We start from the raw sequence: 17,438 nt of genomic DNA on the forward strand, positions 1-17,438 counted from the left end.
TAAGTGATGGCCTATAGAAGCTGCGCCCACACGCAGCCCGGCGCTAGCTTTGCATCAGGCTTGCCAGCCTCGCCGCCCGGCCAGCCGCTGGCCGGCCTGCCGCAATATCTTCTCGGTGGTCGGCCAGCTCACGCAGGCATCCGTCACCGAGCAGCCATAGCGCAGATCGCCCAGGTCGGCGGGTATAGGCTGGTTACCCGCCTCGATAAAGCTTTCTATCATCACCCCCCGGATCGATTGGCTGCCTTCGCGTATCTGGTTCACCACATCGGCCAGCACACCAGGCTGCAAGGCATGCTGCTTCCAGGAATTGGCGTGGGCACAGTCGACAATGATATTGGTCGGGATATGGTGCTTCTCAAGCGCCTTCTCGGCGAGGTGGATGCTGACCGTATCGTAGTTGGGCCGCCCGCCGCCGCCGCGCATGACCAAGTGGCAGTAACGGTTGCCCTGCGTGCGGACAATGGCCGGCCTGCCTTCCTGGTCCATGCCCATGAAGGCATGGGGGCAGGCTGCCGACAGGATGGCATTGACGGCCGTCTCGACGCTGCCGTCGGTACCGTTCTTGAACCCCACGGGCGTGGCCAGGCCCGATGACAGCTCCCGGTGTACCTGCGATTCGGTAGTGCGCGCACCGATCGCCGTCCAGCTGATCAGGTCGCCCAAATAGTGGGGTGATAACGGGTCCAGTGCCTCGGTAGCAACCGGCAGGCCCAGCGCATTGACCGCCAGCAGAAACTGCCGGGCGCGCGCCATACCCTCGCCTATCCGGCAGGAGTCATCCATATGCGGGTCATTGACCAAGCCCTTCCAGCCCACCGTGGTACGCGGTTTCTCAAAATACGCCCGCATCACCACATACAGGGTATCTGAGAGCTCGTCGGCCAAGGCCGCCAGCCGCTGCGCATAGTCCAGGCCTGCTTCGGTATCGTGGATGGAGCATGGCCCGACCACCACCAGCAAGCGGTCGTCCTTGCGGTCCAGGATGTCGCGGACCGCCTGCCGCCCGGCCTGTACGGTCGCAGCAACCCGCTCAGACGCCGGCATCAGCCGATACATCTCCGCCGGTGCGGGCACCTGCTCGAAGACGGCATCGGGCATGCCGCCCGGCCCTCTCGGATACACCGCTCCCGTCCGGCCCATTGCTGTCAAGGCTGTTGTCATGCTTCCTCCGGTATACGCGTGGTCGTGGGCCTGGGGCTTGCCTGTCTGCCCTCGCACAGGCCGCAAGGCCCGCACCTGTATGCACCCCGCCCGTGACCCACTGGGTTTCTTGCAAGCATCATGCAGCTATAAATAATGAGAGTCAATCTCATTTGCATTTAGATTTTTTTACCGTTACGATGCTTCGCCTATCCGGCGCCTGGCTCGCGTACTCAGTTGCAAACCATGCCACCGCGACGCCATCGCTCCGCTACCGGGCACCAACAAGAATAGCCATCCCGCCCGGCGCAAAGCACGCCTGCCGCAGCTGATATCCAGCCGCAGCAGCGGTATTGGTCTTTCATGAGGAGCCACTATGCAACCATCCCAGCACGATTCCGGCTTGACTACCCCCAAAGCCACCGACCTGCTCCGCCTCTACCCCAACGGCGGCTCGCTGTTCACCTCGCCACGCCGCACGGTACTGACGCTGGGCCGCCATGCCACGCTCACGCACGGCCCGGCCGACACCCTGGCACAACGTGCTGCCCAGCTGCTGCGGCAGGCGCAGGCGGAAGGCTTGGTACAGCCCATCCTGCTGGGTGCCATCCCGTTCAATGCCCAGGCACCGGCGCATCTGTTCATCCCGGAGAGCACCGTGCAAGGGCGGGGTGCCGGTGAAGCCGGGCTGCCGACCCAAGCGGAAAGCAAAACCCTGCGCGACATCAGCAGTGAGGCACTGCCCCACCCCGACCGATACCGCGACAATGTGGCGCAGGCCCTGAGCCAGATAGACGAGGGCGGGCTGGACAAGGTGGTGCTATCGCGCTCGATCAAGGTCGATGCGAACATTGCCGTGCCCTCACTGCTACAGCGCCTGGCCAACCGCAATACCAACGGCTATACCTTCGCCATCGACCTGCCGGCACCCGACGGCGAGCGCCGTACGCTGGTCGGCGCCAGCCCCGAGCTGCTGCTGTCGCGCCGTGGCAAGCAGGTGGTGTCGCACCCGCTGGCAGGCTCCATTCCCCGCAGCAGCGACCCGGCAGAAGATGCACGGCGCGCCGAGCACCTGTTCGGCTCAGCCAAGGACAGGCACGAGCACCAGTTGGTGGTCGATGCTGTGGTAGCCGCGCTGCGCCCCTATTGCGATGCGGTACATGTACCCAGCGGACCCTCGCTGGTCTCCACGCCCAGCATGTGGCACCTGGCCACCGAGATACACGGCGACTTGGCAGACGAGGCATGCAGCGCGCTGGAACTGGCGCTGGCCTTGCATCCCACCCCCGCCGTCTGCGGCCACCCCACGGCGGCAGCGCGCTCATTCATCGAGACGGTAGAAGGCTTCGACCGTGGCTTCTTCACCGGCCTGGTGGGCTGGTGCGATGCCAGCGGCGATGGCGAGTGGGCCGTCACCATACGTTGTGCCGAAGTGGGTGAGCACACTGCGACGCTCTATGCCGGAGCCGGTATCGTGGCTGGCTCAGAGCCACATCTGGAACTGGCGGAGACCAGCGCCAAGCTGCGCACCATGCTCAGTGCCATGGCCTTGGAGAGCGTGCTGGAGGGAGCGGCATGAGCCATCTGACCGGTTTTACCCCCTGGCCCGAGCAGGACGCGCAGCACTACCGCGAGTTGGGCTACTGGACTGGCGAAACGCTGGGCGCCATGCTGCAACGCAAGGCCGGTGAACACCCCGACCGTATCGCCATCGTCTGCGGTAAACGGCGGTGGTCCTATGCCGAACTGGATGCGAGGGCAGACCAATTGGCCGCTGGCTTCGCCCGCCTGGGCATAGGTGCGCAGGATCGTGTGGTGGTGCAACTACCCAATGTGGCCGAGTTCTTCTCGGTCTGCTTCGGCCTGTTTCGCCTTGGCGCCCTGCCCGTCTTCGCCCTGCCGGCGCACCGCCGGGCAGAGGTCAGCCACTTCTGCCGCTTTGCCGATGCCAAGGCCTATGTCATTGCCGACATGGACGGTGGCTTTGACTACCGGACGCTGGCGCGGGAAGTGCAGGCAGAAGTCCCGGCCTTGCGCCATGTCGTGGTGGTTGGCGATGCCGCCGAGTTCACCGCGCTGGCAGACCTGCACGACACACCCATTCCCTTGGCCGGCCCCATGGCCGGCGAGGTGGCCTTCCTCCAGCTATCTGGCGGCAGCACGGGCCTGCCCAAGCTGATTCCGCGCACCCATGACGACTACCTCTACAGCGTACGCGCCAGCGCCGATATCTGCGGGCTGGACCAGGATGCCGTCTACCTGTGCGCCCTGCCGGTGGCGCACAACTTCCCGCTCAGCTCACCCGGCACCCTGGGTGTGCTGCATGCCGGCGGACGCATCGTGCTGGCGCGTCGACCCAGCCCCGATGAGGCATTCCCCCTGATCGGGACGGAAGGCGTGACCATCACCGCCCTGGTGCCGCCGCTGGCCATGGTGTGGCTGGAATCGGCCCGGCAGCGCCGGCCGGAACTGAGGACACTGAAGCTGCTACAGGTAGGCGGAGCCAAGTTCGGTGCCGAGGTGGCCTGCCGCGTGCTGCCGGAACTGGGCTGTCGCCTGCAGCAGGTCTTCGGTATGGCCGAAGGGCTGGTCAACTACACCCGGCCTGAGGACAACGACGAGCTGCTGCACCATACCCAGGGCCGCGCCATCTCGCCGCACGATGAAGTCCGCGTGGTGGACGACGAGGATCGTGACCTGCCCGATGGCGAGCTGGGCCATCTGCTGACCCGTGGCCCCTACACCATACGCGGCTACTACCTTGCCGATGAACACAACGCACGCGCATTCACCGCCGACGGCTACTACCGCACCGGCGACCTGGTGCGCCGGCTACCCAGCGGGCACCTGACGGTGGAGGGCCGCGCCAAGGATCAGATCAACCGTGGCGGCGACAAAGTTGCGGCAGAAGAGGTAGAGAACCATCTACTGGCCCACCCGGCCGTGCACGACGCCGCTCTGGTTGCCATGCCAGACGCCTACCTGGGCGAGCGCAGCTGCGCCTTCATCGTCACGCGCGGCGTAACCCTGCGCCCTGTCGAGCTGATGCGCTTTCTGCGCGAGCGCGGTGTTGCCCAGTACAAGATACCCGACCGCATCGAATTTCTGGCCGAGTTTCCCAAGACCGGTGTGGGCAAGGTCAATAAGCGGGCGCTGCGCGAGCGGATTGCCGAGCTGATCGCGGCCACCAGCTAAGCCATGAGCCGGTGCAGGACAGCGCCACGCCCGCCGGGTGGCGCGTAGGTACCGGCTCCCCATCATCCTCTTCGATCGCCCTGTTTACACAAAATGACCATACCCCGGATTGCCACCTATCCCATGCCCACCACCCTGCCGGAAAACCGGGTGGATTGGCTGCCAGAACCCAGCCGCGCTGTGCTGCTGATCCACGATATGCAGCAGTATTTCCTCGATTTCTACGACAACGCGGCGGCGCCCATACCCTCGCTGATCGCCCATATCCAGGCAATACGCCAGGCCTGCGACGCGGTGGGCATACCGGTGGTGTACACCGCCCAACCGGGTGAGCAAGCGCCCGAGGAACGGGGCCTGCTGACCGAATGGTGGGGGCCGGGCATTACCGCGCAGCCGCAGCTTGCCCCAGTAGTAGCCGCCCTGGCACCGCGCGAGCAGGATGTGGTGCTGACCAAATGGCGCTACAGCGCATTTGCCCGCAGCGACCTTGAATCGCGTATGCGCGCGCAGGGCCGCGACCAGCTGATCATCTGCGGCATCTATGCCCATATTGGCTGCCAGGTGACGGCCGCAGATGCCTTCATGCGCGACATCCGCCCCATCTATGTGGGCGATGCGGTTGCCGATTTCTCGGCCGAGGAGCACGCCGGCGCGCTGGCCTATGTCTCGCGGCGCTGTGGTGCGGTGCGCAGCACCCAAGAGGTGCTGGCAGCGCTCCGCCCCCAGGGCAAGCTGCCGGCCGACCAGGCGGCGCTGCTGGCCGAGGTGGCCAGGATGCTGCAGATGCAGCCGTCGGATCTGTATGCCGACGACAACCTGATCCACGCCGGGCTGGACTCCATCCGCCTGATGAGCCTGGTCGAAGGCTGGCGGGCGGCGGGGGCCCAGGTCGGCTTCGCCGAAATGGCCGAGCAGCCCACCATCGCGCAGTGGTGGGCCTTGCTCAGCCGGCAGGACAGCTAGCCATGGAGTTCGCGGGCAGGATTGCATTGGTAACCGGCGCGGCACAGGGCATAGGGCTGGCGGTGGCAACCATGCTGGCAAGCCGTGGCGCACGCGTGGCCGTGCTGGATAGACAGGCCGATCGCATTGCCACCGTGGCAGCCACCCTACCCGGCCAGGGCCACCTGGCCCTGGCGGTTGACCTGACCGATGCCGCTGCCATCGACGCCGCCGTGGCACAAACCGAGCGCGAGCTGGGCGAGATCGATCTGCTCGCCAGCGTGGCCGGCGTGCTGCATCTGGCCAGCACGCAGGGCACGACTGACGCACAGTGGCAGCAGACGTTCACCGTCAACACGACTGCGGTGTTCCAGCTCTGCCGGGCCGTGGCGGGACGGATGCAGGCGCGCCGCCGTGGTGCCATCGTGGTTGTCGGCTCCAATGCGGCCAGCACACCACGCTTGAACATGGCCGCCTATGCCGCCTCCAAGGCCGCAACGGCACAGCTGCTGCGCTGCCTGGCACTGGAGCTGGCGCCGCACGGCATACGCTGCAATATCGTGTCGCCCGGCTCCACCGAGACCGATATGCAGCGCCAGCTATGGACCAGTCCGGACAGCGTGCAATCCATCATCGCCGGCTCGGCCGAAGGCTACAGGCTCGGCATCCCCCTGGGGCGCATCGCACAGCCAGAGGATATTGCTGAAGCGGTCTGTTACCTGGCGTCAGACCGGGCCCGCCATATCACGCTGCACGACCTGCGGGTGGATGGCGGCGCGACGCTGGATGCTTGAGGGCCTGGTGTGAGTTTGCAGGTGGAGAAGGGTAGTCAAGGCTTGCACAGGCACCAGGGGAGCCCTGGTGCTTACCGCTCGCTAAGCTCAAACAGCGACCCTCCCTTGATTGCGTCCTTCCCCCTCCGCGTGGAGCGTCGTCAATTCTCGATCACGCAAACGCCTAGGCAGCCTTAAGGGATAGTCCTTTAGGTCTGGTTCATATCCAGCGCCAAGGCGGCGCTGACGCCTGCCATACCCAGGTCGAGGCGCTTGAGCTGAATGGCACGGGCAGGCTGGTCATGCCAGTGCAGCAGGTATTCCGGCACGGCTTGTGGCAGCACCGTGACGCTGGCCAGGTGGTCGGCCACGCCGACTCCCCAGGCCTTGAGCAAGGCCTCCTTGCCGCACCAGATATCGAAGAATGCCGCCACGTCCTCCCCCGCTCGGCAGCAGGCCTGTTCCATAGGGGTATAGGCCTCCGCCAGCAGGGCCAGCGGGTGCCGGGTGCCGTGCACTTCCACGTCCACGCCTACCGGATGGGTATCCGAAATCGCGATCAGGGCGTGTTGCCCCGCGTGGCTGACGTTGAACTGAGGGCCCGCCATCCGCAGCACCGGTTTGCCGTGCGGGCCTGCTTGTATCTGCAGGCTGCTACCGGGTTGATCCAGATACACGCCCAGCAACTGCCGTAGCGTCGCGCGGGTGATGGCATAACGCAGGCGGTCGGCAGGCTGCCGATAGCGCAGGCAGGCAGCCTGCTCGGCCTCGCTCAGTTCGGCCCATGCGGCAGGTGGGAGCGGTGCTGCCAGATCCAGCAGCAGGTGCCAGACCGCCACCCCGCTGAAACCCAGCGGCTGGATATCCAGTTGCCGACACTGCACCCTCCCGCCATCCAAGCTCATTCACGCCCTCCTGTTCAGGCTGATCAGGCCACCATGGCCTTGGCCACAGGCTGGCGCCAGTGGCGTAATCGAGCGGCCAAGCCATGCGTCAGCAGATAGGCCAGCGGCACAAAGAAAATCGCCAGCAAGGTCGCCGTCACTACCCCACCCAGCACGCCGGTGCCGACCGCATGCTGGCTGGCCGAGCCCGGCCCTGTAGCCAGCACCAAGGGCACGACGCCCGCGCCAAAGGCCAGCGAGGTCATCAGGATAGGCCGCAGGCGCAGGCTGGCACCCTGCAGTACGCCGTCCAGCGCGGTGGCACCATTGCGTACGGCAGCCTCGGCGAACTCGATGATCAGGATGGCATTCTTGGCGGACAGGCCTACCGTGGTCAACAGCCCCACCTGGAAGTAGATGTCGCTGGGCAGGCCTCGGATGCTGACAGCCAGCATGGCCCCGACCACGCCGAGCGGTATGACCATCAGTACGGCTACCGGTACCGACCAGCTCTCGTACAGCGCCGCGAGGCACAGGAAGACGAACAGTATGGAGGCGGCATACAGCATGGGGGCCTGGCCGCTGGACAGCTTGTCCTGGTAGGAAAGGCCGCTCCACTCATAGCTGGTGCCGGGCAGGCGTGCCGCCAGTTGTTCGATAGCCGCCATGGCATCACCGGAGCTGACGCCTGGCGCGGCAGAACCGAACACCTGGGTGGCCATCATGCCATTGTAGCGGCGCAGCTGTGCCGGGCCTTCCTCCCAGCGTGTCTGGGCGAAGGCGCTGAATGGGGTCATCTGGCCGCCGCCGCCACGTACCGCCCACAGCCCGATATCCTCGGGACGTGAACGGTACGGTGCATCCGCCTGCACTATGACCTTCTTGACCCGGCCCTGGTGGATGAAGTCGTTGACGTAGCTGCCGCCCCAGGCCGTACCCAGGGTGCTGTTCACATCAGCGAGGTCCAGGCCCAGTACGGCGGCCTTGACCTGATCCACCTCCACCCGTAGTTGCGGCATGCTGTCGTTGCCGTTGGCTCGCACCGCCATCAGGCGCGGGTCGCGCTGGGCCTTGGCAACCAGTTGCTCCCTGGCCAGGGCCAGGCTGGCCTGCCCCTGGCCGCTGATATCCTGCAGCCAGAAATCAAAGCCATTGGTCTGGCCCAGGCCTTCGATGGGGGGCAGTACCATGCTGAACACATCGGCATCGCGCAACTGGCTCAAGGCCTGGTTGGCACGCTCGGCAATCGCCAGCGCGCTGTTTGCTTCGCCCTGGCGCTCGGACCAATCCTTGAGTGAGATAAAGGCCATGCCGGCATTCTGTCCAGGCCCGCCAAAGCTGAAACCGGCCAGGGTGTAGATGGCATCAACGTTGGCTTGCTCGGTCTCCAGAAAATGCCGTTCCACCGCCTCCACCACCTTGGCCGTGCGAGGGTAGGTGGCACCGCTGGGCAGGGTGAACTGCACCATGACCGTACCCTGGTCATCGTCGGGTATGAAGGCCGTAGGCAGGCGGTAATGCAAGACCCCCATCAACCCGACGATGGCCAGGTAGACCAGGCCGTAGCGCACCGGCCGTGCCAGCAAGGCACCCAGCCAGCCGCCATAGCGCCGTTGCGCGGCATCGAAGCCGCGATTGAAGCGCCCCAGCAAGCCGCCCTGCCGCACAGCGTGGCCAGGCTTGAGGAAGGTGGCGCACAGCGCGGGCGTAATGCACACCGCCACCAGCACCGACAGCGCCATAGCCGCCACAATGGTGACCGAGAACTGGCGGTAGATCACACCGACCGAACCGCCGAAGAAAGCCATGGGCAGAAAGACCGCCCCCAGCACCATGGCGATGCCGACCAGGGCACCGGTGATCTCCCGCATGGAGGCCAGGGTGGCCGCCCGCGCATCGAGGCCGCGCTCCAGCATGATGCGCTCGACGTTCTCGACCACCACGATAGCGTCGTCCACCAGCAGGCCGATGGCCAGTACCATGGCAAACAAGGTCAGGGTGTTGATGGAGTAGCCCGCCACGGCCAGCACGCCAAAGGTGCCCAGCAGCACGATGGGCACGGTGATGGCGGGAATCAGCGTGGCGCGCCAGTTCTGCAGGAAGAGGTACATCACCAGCACGACCAACGCCACGGCCTCCAGCAGCGTCTTGCAGACCTCGCGTATGGAGAGCTTGACGAAGCGCGAGGTATCTTCAGGGAAGGACACCTCCATGCCCGGCGGGAAAGCCTTGCGCAGCTCGGCCACCTTGTCCTTGATCGCCTGGGCTGTGACCAGGGCATTGGCGTCTGGCGCCAGCATGAAGGCCAGCCCGGAGGCAGGGTAGCCGTTCAAGCGCGAGGTACTGCCATAGTCCTCGCTGCCCAGCTCAACCCGGGCGACATCGCCCAAGCGCACCACCGCGCCATAGGGGCTGGTCTTGATGACGATATTGCGGAACTGCTCGGGCGTCTTCAGGCGCGACAGTGCCGTCACCGTCGCGTTGAGCTGCTGGGTATCGGCCGATGGCCGTGCCCCCATCTCGCCTACCGAGACTTCGGTATTCTGCTTGGCAATGGCGTCAGTCACATCCAAGGGCATCAGACCATGGCTGCGCAGCTTGTGTGGGTCCAGCCAGATACGCATGGCATAGGGCGCGCCGAAATTCTGCACCCGGCCCACGCCCTCCACCCGGCTCAATGGGTCTTGCAAGGTGCTGGCCAGCCAGTCCGAGATATCGGTGTCGCTGCGCTGGCGCGTGGTGTCGTAGAAGGCCGCTATCATCAGGAAGCCGCTCTGCAGCTTGGTGACAGTCAGCCCGTTCTGCTGCACCGGCCCCGGCAAGCGGCTGGCCACCTGGCTGGCCTTGTTCTGTACCTGTACCTGGGCGACGTCAGGATCGGTGCCCTGCTTGAACGTCAGCATGATTTCGGCACGCCCGGCGCCGCTGCTGTTCGAGCTGAAGTACATAAGGTTGTCGAGGCCTTTCAGCTCCTGCTCAAGCACCTGGGTAACGCTGTTTTCCACCACCTGGGCCGATGCACCAGGGTAGCTGGCGCTGATCATCACCGATGGCGGGGCGATGTCGGGATACTGCGAGACAGACAGGCGGCTGACCGCCACGGTGCCGGCCAGCATGGTCATGATCGCCAACACCCAGGCAAACACCGGGCGCTCGATGAAGAAGCGAGCCAGCATGGATCAGCCCCCCTTTCCGCGCCCGGGCGCGGGCGCATCGGCACCTGCCACAGCCTGTACGGCCTCGACCGGCTGTCCCGGCCGCACCCGCTGCAAGCCGTCGACAATCAGCCGGTCGCCGCTGCGCAAGCCGGCGGTGACCACCCAGTGATTGCCCAGGCTGCCGTGCACGGCCAGTTGCCGCGCTTCGGCCTGGTTGCGGGCATTGACCACCAGCGCCGTGGGCTCGCCCCTGGCGCTGTAGGCCACGCCTTGCTGCGGCACCAGGAAAACCCGCCGCTGTACCGCCTGCTCGACCTCCGCCCGCACATACATGCCGGGCAGCAGCAGGCCATCTGGGTTGGGAAATTCCGCCCGCAGCGTCACCGCACCGGTTGCCGGGTCCACCCCCACCTCGGCGAACTTCAGCACACCCACGTGCGGGTAGCGCTGGCCGTCCTCCAGCCGCAGCGTGACCTTGGCACCCGCCGTGCGCAGCCCACCCTGGGGAAAGGTTCGCTTGAGACCAAGCAGCGCCTGGCTGGACTGGACGATATCGACATAGATGGGATCAAGCTGCTGTATGGTCGCCATCGCCCCACCTTGCCCAGCGGAGACCAACGCGCCCTCGGTCACCTCGGAGCGACCTATGCGCCCGCTGATCGGCGCCGTAATCCGGGTCCGCTCCAGCTCCACCTGGGTGGCCTTGGTGCTGGCGCGCCGCGCCGCAGCGGCCGCTACGCCCTGCTGATAGGCAGACTTCATGTCGTCCAGCGCCTGTGGGCTGACGAAATTGAGCTTGCTCAGCTCCTCATAGCGGCGCACCTTGCCTTGCAGGCTGGCCAGGTTGGCCTCGGCATCGGCCAGGTTAGCCTGCGCCTGGTCGTGCGCCGCCTGGTAGCTGCCCGAGTCGATCTGGTACAGCACCTGGCCGGCGCGGACCAGGGCACCCTCCTCGAACAGCCTGCGCTGCACGATGCCCGATACCTGTGGCCGGACTTCCGACACACGATACGCCGCCGTACGCCCGGCCAGCTCGGTCAGCACCGGTGCGTCCTGGGCCGCCAGTGTCAAGACGCCGACCTTGGGTGCCATGGCGGGCGGGCCTTCGGCTGCCGGGTCGCCTGCGGGGGCCTTGCTACAACCCAGCAGGCCTAGCGGCAGCAACAGGGCAAGACTTTTCTTCAGCATGGTCGATAGCCTGCCGTCAGCAGCTGCGCTTGCGCGGGCTGCCATGGGCAAGCGACTCCTTGTTCACAGTGGGGAAATGGATCTGGAAAGCCGGTCGGGCATCTACTCTGGACCCGTGCGCGGCAGTAAGCCGCGTTGCCATGATTTTAATGATAATACTTATCATTCGTAATAGAATTGCGCATGCAGGCTGCCGCTGTCAATCGCTGGCGCCGCCCCCCTTCCCCTCAAGACCCTGGAAAACATGCGTATCACCAGCCTATTCAAGCGAGAAGCGGTTTCTTACTCCACGGCAGCCTGGCTGGCCGCCTGCCTGCTGCTCGCCCTGCTGGGTGGCTGCGGCCAGCAGGCCGAGGCCCCCGTCACCACCCAATCCAGCCCTGCCAACGGCTGGCCCCGCAGCATCATGACTGCCAAGGGTGAAGTCGTCATTGAACGCCCGCCACAGCGCATCGTCTCCACCAGCGTCACGCTGACCGGCACCCTGCTCACCATCAACGCACCTATCGTGGCCAGCGGCGCCACCCAGGGCGGCACCGCCATCACCGACGAGCAGGGCTTCTTCACCCAGTGGTCTGACGTTGCCGAGGCTCGCAAGCTGCAACCGCTCTATCGCGGTGAGCCGAACGCCGAAGCCATCATCGCGGCCAATCCTGACCTCATCATCGTGGCCGGCACCGGTGGCGACTCGGCGCTCAAGCTGTATGAGCAGCTGAACCTGGTGGCCCCAACCCTGGTGGTTAACTACGACGACAAGAGCTGGCAGGAGCTGGCCACACTGTTCGGCCGCGCCACCGGCCACGAGGCCGATGCCGCCGCTGCCATCCAGCGCTTCGACAGCCTGGCGGCCGCCACCCGCGCCAGCCTGGTGCTGCCGCCGCAACCCACCACGGCCCTGGTCTACTACGAAGACGATTCCGGCGCCAATGTCTGGACCGGCGCCTCGGCCCAGGGCAAGCTGCTGACGGATCTGGGCTTCACGCTCGCCACCGTGCCGGACTCGGTCAAGGGCGACAAGAGCATGGGCGTACGCAAGGACATCATCCAGCTGTCGGGCGAGAAGTTCGCCGACGGCCTGCAGGGCCAGACCCTGCTGCTGTTCTCCGGCAACGCGCAGACCGCCGCGCAGGTGAAGCGCAATCGTTTCCTGGCGGGCAGCCCGGCCATCAAGGCCGGTCACGTCTACCCCATGGGGCTGGACACCTTCCGCCTCGACTACTACAGCGCCACCCAACTGCTGCGGCATATGCAGACGCTGTTCCACGGCAACCAGGCGGTCAGCGGTGAACAGGACAAAACAGCAAGCAACCCTGCCAACCAGGGATAGGCAGCAACGACACGCCTGATGAGGGGTTGCGCCATGGACAGGCTCATGCGCTGCACCCGATACCTGGCGAACCTAGGCCTCGCCTGCTGGCGAGGCCTAATCAGATAAATAGGCTAGCGTTACCAGCTGGCACCGGCTGGTGCGTGACAGCAAGCCACGCTCCCGCCAGACGCTCTTACTCCGCAGCAGCGGCCGCAGGCAGCGGTGCCGGCGCAATCGGCGCCTGGCCGCCCAGCCGGCGCAGGGTGCCAAAGCCCAGCCCCATCAGCACGACCAGGCCGGCAGCGATGCCCCCCAGCGTGGCGGCGGCACCCAGGGGTGCCACGACGCGTGCCAGCGCGCCCACACCCACCGCCCCAGCCGCATCGCCTACCACGTCCTGCGCGTTCCACAGGCTGTTGATACGGCCCAGCAGGTGATCGGGGGTATGGCTTTGCACCAGGGTGAACTGCAGCAGCGAGGCGATGGAACCCAGGTAGCCGATGATGGCCAACGCCATCAGCGCCGGCAGGATATGGCCCACCAAGCCCAGGACAGACACCGCCAGGGAAGAGCCCAGCACAGCACCCAGCATCACCCGGCCAGGCCGGCGCAGGCCGCCCACCCAGCCACTCGTAAAAGCCCCCAGCATGGCGCCAAGGGGCACGGCGCCATACATCAGGCCCACTTCAAACGCGCCGCCGCCGTAACCGTCCTCCGCCAAGGCAGGGAACAGCACGCGCACGGCACTCAACAGCGCCTGTAAAGTACCCACCGCCACCACGGCGCCTACCACCTTGTTCTGCCACAGGAACTGCACTCCCTCGCGCAGCGCCTGCAGCGGGTGCTCCGGCTCGCCCCCTTGCGGCAGCAGGGTGGGCAGGCGAGTCAGCGGCAGCAGCGTGCACAGGGTGCCGACACCGGCCAGCAGGTAGTTCCAGCTGACGCCCGCACTCACGATCAGCACCCCGCCTATGGCCGGGGCCAGCACCGCGCCAAAGCGCACGATCAGCATGCTCAAGGCGCCGGCGGCTGGCAGGTTCTCACGCCCCACCAGCGCAGGCGTGGCCGCCATCAGCGCCGTAATGCCCATGGCCCCGAAAAAGCCATCCCATAGCGATACCAGATAAAGCGCCGTCAACGACGGCGCGGCTATAAAGCTGTTGGCGGCCAAGGCCAGGAAGCCGATGCCGCACAGCCCCCGCGCCAGCAAGATCAAGCTGCGCCGGTCGTACCGGTCTGCCAGCACGCCGCCGCACATCAGGCCCACGAACATGCCGATACCATCCAGCGCCATGGCAAGGCCAACCTGCAGTGTGGAGCCGGTCAGCTGGTGGATCTGCACCGGCACGGCCACCATCAGGATGCCGAGTGCCAGCACCGACATCATGCGGGCCACGAACACAGCCCGGAAATGGGCGTTCTGCTTGAGCAGGCTGAAATCCAGGAAAATGCTGGGGCGACTCATAGGCGGGCGATCCGATGGGCTGAGAGAATGGCGGCAAGGCGAGGCGCTTGCCGGGCTTTTGCCGGCCCGGCATGTTAACATGGTCAAATCTAAATACGAATGATTTGCATTTGTTAATGCATAAAGCTCCCCTGCCCACCACCTTACCTGCCGCCAACCGGCTGGCCTGGCTGGTGCTTTGCCTAGGACTGCTTGCGGTGCTGGTCCTGCTCAGCCTGACCCTGGGCGCCAAGCCCATCGCCCTGGCGGTCGTGGCCGACAGCCTGTTCGGATCTGGCCTGCACCCCGACGCCATCATCATCACCCAAGGCCGCCTGCCACGTACCCTGCTGGGCCTGTTGGCCGGTGCTGCGCTGGGTCTCTCCGGCGCCATCATCCAGGCGCTCACCCGCAACCCGCTGGCCGATCCCGGCATACTGGGCGTCAACGCTGGCGCCAGCTTTGCCGTGGTATTGGGTGCCGGCGTCTTCGGTATTACTTCGGCAGCGGGCTACCTGGCCTTCGCCTTTACCGGCGCGCTGGCCACCACCTTGCTGGTCTATCTGGTCGGCGCCTATGGCACAGCCAGGCTGGAACCCATGCGCTTCGTCCTGGCCGGCGTGGCCATCAGCGCGGTGATGATGGGCTTTGCCTCCAGCATCACCTTGCTCAACCCCTGGGCCTTCGACCGCGTACGCTTCTGGAGTGCCGGCTCGCTCGACGTACGCGATCTGGCCCTGGTGCTGCAGGTGGCACCCGCCCTGCTGCTGGGCATCGTCATCGCCCTGCTGCTGGCACGCCCGCTCAATGTACTGGGCATGGGCGAGGACCTGGCCGTCTCGCTGGGCAGCCGGCCCAGGCTGATCCATGCCACGGCAGTACTGGCCATCACCCTGCTGTGCGGTGCCAGCACGGCCATCGCCGGCCCCATAGGCTTTGTCGGCCTGATGATTCCGCACATTGCCCGCTGGATGATGGGCACCGACCAGCGCTGGATCATGGCCTGCACGCTGCTGCTGGCACCGGTACTGCTGCTGGCCTCCGACATCATCGGCCGGCTGCTGGTACCGGGCGAACTGCGTGTGTCCATCGTCACAGCCTTCGTCGGCGCCCCGGTGCTGATCTGGCTGGCGCGACGGGCGCAACTCAGCGGGGGCCGCGCATGAGGCCATCCGATTACCTCTACCTGGGCCGGCCCACGGGGCCGGTCTACCTGCGCGTGCGAGCCCAGGGCCTCTGGGTAGGCATGCTGCTGGCCCTGGCGGCCTTGATGCTGGCCGGGCTCGCCCTCGGTGCCGGTGCGCTGGAACTGAGTCACGCCCAGGTCTGGCAGGCGCTGCTGGGCGAAGGCCCTGCACGGCTGGCCGCCGTGGTGCGTGAATGGCGGCTGCCGCGCGTGGTGATGGCGCTGGTAGTGGGCGGTGCACTGGGCATGAGCGGCGCCATCTTCCAGTCGCTGATACGCAACCCGCTGGGCAGCCCGGATGTCATCGGCTTCAACACCGGTGCCTATACCGGCGCCCTGGTCACCATCATCCTGCTGCAGGGCTCTTACTTCGAGATCGCCACGGGCGCCCTGGCGGGTGGCCTGGCTGCCGCCCTGCTGGTCTATCTGCTGGCTTATCGACGTGGCATCCAGGGCTTTCGCCTGATCATCGTGGGTATCGCCATCAGTGCCATGCTGGCGGCTTTCAATACTTGGCTGATGATCAGCGCCAGCCTGGAATCGGCCATGACAGCCGCACTCTGGGGCGCCGGCTCACTCAACGGCATCACCTGGGACAAGGCCCTGCCTTCCGCGCTGTTCAGCCTGGTCGCCATGGTGCTGACGCTGCTGCTCAGTCGCCGAATGGCACTGCTGGAAATGGGCGATGACAGCGCCAGTGCGCTGGGCGTGCCTGCCGAACGCACGCGCCTGCAGCTGATGAGCCTGGGCGTGGTGCTCACGGCCGCCGCCACCGCCGCCGCCGGCCCCATCTCCTTTATTGCCCTGGCCGCACCGCAGATCGCACAACGGCTCAGCCGCAGCCATGGCACGGCACTGCTCTGCGCCTTCTGGGTCGGTGCCCTGCTGCTGTTGCTGGCCGACTATTGCGCCCAGCACCTGTTCGCCCCACGCCAGCTACCGGTCGGCATCGTTACCGTCAGCATCGGCGGCCTCTACCTGGTATGGCTGCTGTTCCGTCAATCCCGCCTGGCCTCATCATGACCTCTGCCCGCCTATCCGTCGTCCACCCGGTCCCTGACGAAGCCACACCGCAACATACCGCGCCCGCTCCTGCCCGGCTGCGCGGCCAGCACCTGCGGCTGGGCTACGGCGACCGGGTGATCTGCCCGCAGCTGGATGTGCGCATCCCCGACGGCTCCTTCACCGTCATCGTCGGCCCCAATGGCTGCGGCAAATCCACCCTGCTGCGCAGCCTGTGCCGCCTGATCACGCCGCAGGCCGGCCAGGTCTACCTGGACGGCAAGCAGATACGCGACTATCCGGCGCGCAGCGTTGCCCAGCAGTTGGGCCTGCTGCCACAGAGCGCCACGGCGCCCGACGGCATCAGCGTGCTCGATCTGGTATCGCGTGGCCGCTACCCCCACCAAAGCCTGTTGCGGCAGTGGAGCCCGCAGGACGAGGCTGCGGTACAGACCGCCATGCAAGCCACCGGCGTAGCCGACCTGGCCGGCCGTGCGGTGGACGAGCTATCGGGCGGCCAGCGCCAGCGCGTCTGGGTCGCCATGGCCCTGGCGCAGGAAACACCCCTGCTGCTACTGGACGAACCCACCACCTACCTGGACATCGCCCACCAGATCGAGCTGCTGGAACTGTTCCGCCATCTCAACCGCCACACCGGCCGCACCCTGATCGCCGTGCTGCACGACCTGAACCATGCCTGCCGCTACGCCACCCACCTGATCGCCATGCGCGAAGGCCGCATCGTGGCCGAGGGCGCACCCGGCGAAGTGGTGACGGCCGACATGGTGGAACAGGTATTCGGCCTGCCCTGCCTGGTGATGGCCGACCCGATAAGCCACACGCCCATGGTGATCCCGCGGGGCAAGCCGCATCTGGCCTAAACCTGCATCGACTACAGACATGGCCGTCGTCAGTTCAAACGCCACCAGCAACGCAGTACCGGCTGGGCATGCACCCGTGGGCGCCGTGCAAGGGACAGTAGGCGGGCTGTAGTAGTGGCCAGAACCTGAGCGATTGCCACCTGGCACCGGGGTCGAAGCTGCCGTCATGACATCGACCTATCCACTTTCCTCGCTCCCAGCGCCCGGCTTGTGCGGCCCTGGCGGAGTCCGACGCACTTCTGACGTTTCCGCGCACAGTTGCTCAATAACTACTGCCGGTACAGCATAGGTGCTTGGTACAGGCGCCCCATACTAGTCACACTGGTTTACCCG

General features: G+C 66.1%; 13 protein-coding genes. 8 read left to right on the forward strand and 5 right to left on the reverse strand.

Annotated features, from left to right (window positions below; genetic code table 11):
• Positions 1–54 precede the first annotated feature (54 nt).
• Positions 55–1,101, reverse strand: a complete 1,047-nt coding sequence (locus tag V7714_RS08555) for a 3-deoxy-7-phosphoheptulonate synthase (protein ID WP_335709336.1) — start codon at positions 1,099–1,101, stop codon at positions 55–57.
• A 418-nt stretch (positions 1,102–1,519) separates the two neighbouring features.
• On the opposite strand from V7714_RS08555, the gene dhbC reads away from it, so the two are divergent.
• The 4 genes from dhbC (at position 1,520) to V7714_RS08575 (ending at position 6,074) form a co-directional block, all read left to right on the forward strand.
• The gene (gene dhbC / locus V7714_RS08560) at positions 1,520–2,722 is read left to right on the forward strand and encodes an isochorismate synthase DhbC (protein ID WP_335709337.1); all 1,203 of its coding nucleotides are present in this window, start codon (positions 1,520–1,522) and stop codon (positions 2,720–2,722) included.
• On the forward strand, positions 2,719–4,338 hold the full coding sequence (locus tag V7714_RS08565; protein ID WP_335709338.1) for a (2,3-dihydroxybenzoyl)adenylate synthase: 1,620 nt from the start codon (positions 2,719–2,721) through the stop codon (positions 4,336–4,338). The genes dhbC and V7714_RS08565 overlap by 4 nt, the downstream gene beginning before the upstream one ends.
• Positions 4,339–4,431: 93 nt before the next feature.
• Positions 4,432–5,301 carry an isochorismatase family protein gene (locus V7714_RS08570; protein WP_335709339.1) on the forward strand — a complete coding sequence of 290 codons (870 nt, stop codon included), beginning with the start codon at positions 4,432–4,434 and terminating at the stop codon, positions 5,299–5,301.
• Between the two features lie 2 nt (positions 5,302–5,303).
• On the forward strand, positions 5,304–6,074 hold the full coding sequence (locus V7714_RS08575) for a 2,3-dihydro-2,3-dihydroxybenzoate dehydrogenase (protein ID WP_335709340.1): 771 nt from the start codon (positions 5,304–5,306) through the stop codon (positions 6,072–6,074).
• Between the two features lie 188 nt (positions 6,075–6,262).
• Here V7714_RS08575 and V7714_RS08580 read toward each other — a convergent pair whose 3' ends face one another.
• The 3 genes from V7714_RS08580 to V7714_RS08590 are packed head-to-tail and all read right to left on the reverse strand — an operon-like array spanning position 6,263 to position 11,328.
• Positions 6,263–6,958, reverse strand: a complete 696-nt coding sequence (locus V7714_RS08580) for a 4'-phosphopantetheinyl transferase family protein (RefSeq protein ID WP_335709341.1) — start codon at positions 6,956–6,958, stop codon at positions 6,263–6,265.
• A gap of 23 nt (positions 6,959–6,981) precedes the next feature.
• A complete protein-coding gene (locus tag V7714_RS08585; RefSeq protein ID WP_335709342.1) occupies positions 6,982–10,113 on the reverse strand; it encodes an efflux RND transporter permease subunit in 3,132 nt (1,043 codons plus the stop codon).
• A gap of 3 nt (positions 10,114–10,116) precedes the next feature.
• Entirely contained in the window at positions 10,117–11,328 is a 1,212-nt protein-coding gene (locus tag V7714_RS08590; protein ID WP_335709343.1) for an efflux RND transporter periplasmic adaptor subunit, read from the reverse strand.
• A gap of 199 nt (positions 11,329–11,527) precedes the next feature.
• On the opposite strand from V7714_RS08590, the gene fepB reads away from it, so the two are divergent.
• The gene (gene fepB, locus V7714_RS08595) at positions 11,528–12,610 is read left to right on the forward strand and encodes a Fe2+-enterobactin ABC transporter substrate-binding protein (protein WP_335709344.1); all 1,083 of its coding nucleotides are present in this window, start codon (positions 11,528–11,530) and stop codon (positions 12,608–12,610) included.
• 175 nt (positions 12,611–12,785) lie between these two features.
• Here fepB and entS read toward each other — a convergent pair whose 3' ends face one another.
• Complete coding sequence (gene entS, locus V7714_RS08600) at positions 12,786–14,057, reverse strand: enterobactin transporter EntS (protein WP_335709345.1); 1,272 nt, start codon at positions 14,055–14,057, stop codon at positions 12,786–12,788.
• 116 nt (positions 14,058–14,173) lie between these two features.
• Between entS and fepD the strand changes: the two genes are divergently transcribed.
• From fepD to V7714_RS08615, 3 genes are read left to right on the forward strand one after another with little or no spacing between them, the layout of a single operon-like run.
• Positions 14,174–15,202 carry a Fe(3+)-siderophore ABC transporter permease gene (fepD, locus tag V7714_RS08605; RefSeq protein WP_335709346.1) on the forward strand — a complete coding sequence of 343 codons (1,029 nt, stop codon included), beginning with the start codon at positions 14,174–14,176 and terminating at the stop codon, positions 15,200–15,202.
• Complete coding sequence (gene fepG, locus V7714_RS08610) at positions 15,199–16,245, forward strand: iron-enterobactin ABC transporter permease (RefSeq protein WP_335709347.1); 1,047 nt, start codon at positions 15,199–15,201, stop codon at positions 16,243–16,245. Before fepD ends, fepG begins: the two co-directional genes overlap by 4 nt.
• Complete coding sequence (locus V7714_RS08615) at positions 16,242–17,105, forward strand: ABC transporter ATP-binding protein (RefSeq protein WP_335709348.1); 864 nt, start codon at positions 16,242–16,244, stop codon at positions 17,103–17,105. The genes fepG and V7714_RS08615 overlap by 4 nt, the downstream gene beginning before the upstream one ends.
• The last annotated feature ends 333 nt before the right edge of the window (positions 17,106–17,438 follow it).

The sequence above is a fragment of the Chitinimonas sp. JJ19 genome, assembly GCF_036961565.1.
Classification (GTDB): domain Bacteria; phylum Pseudomonadota; class Gammaproteobacteria; order Burkholderiales; family Chitinimonadaceae; genus Chitinimonas.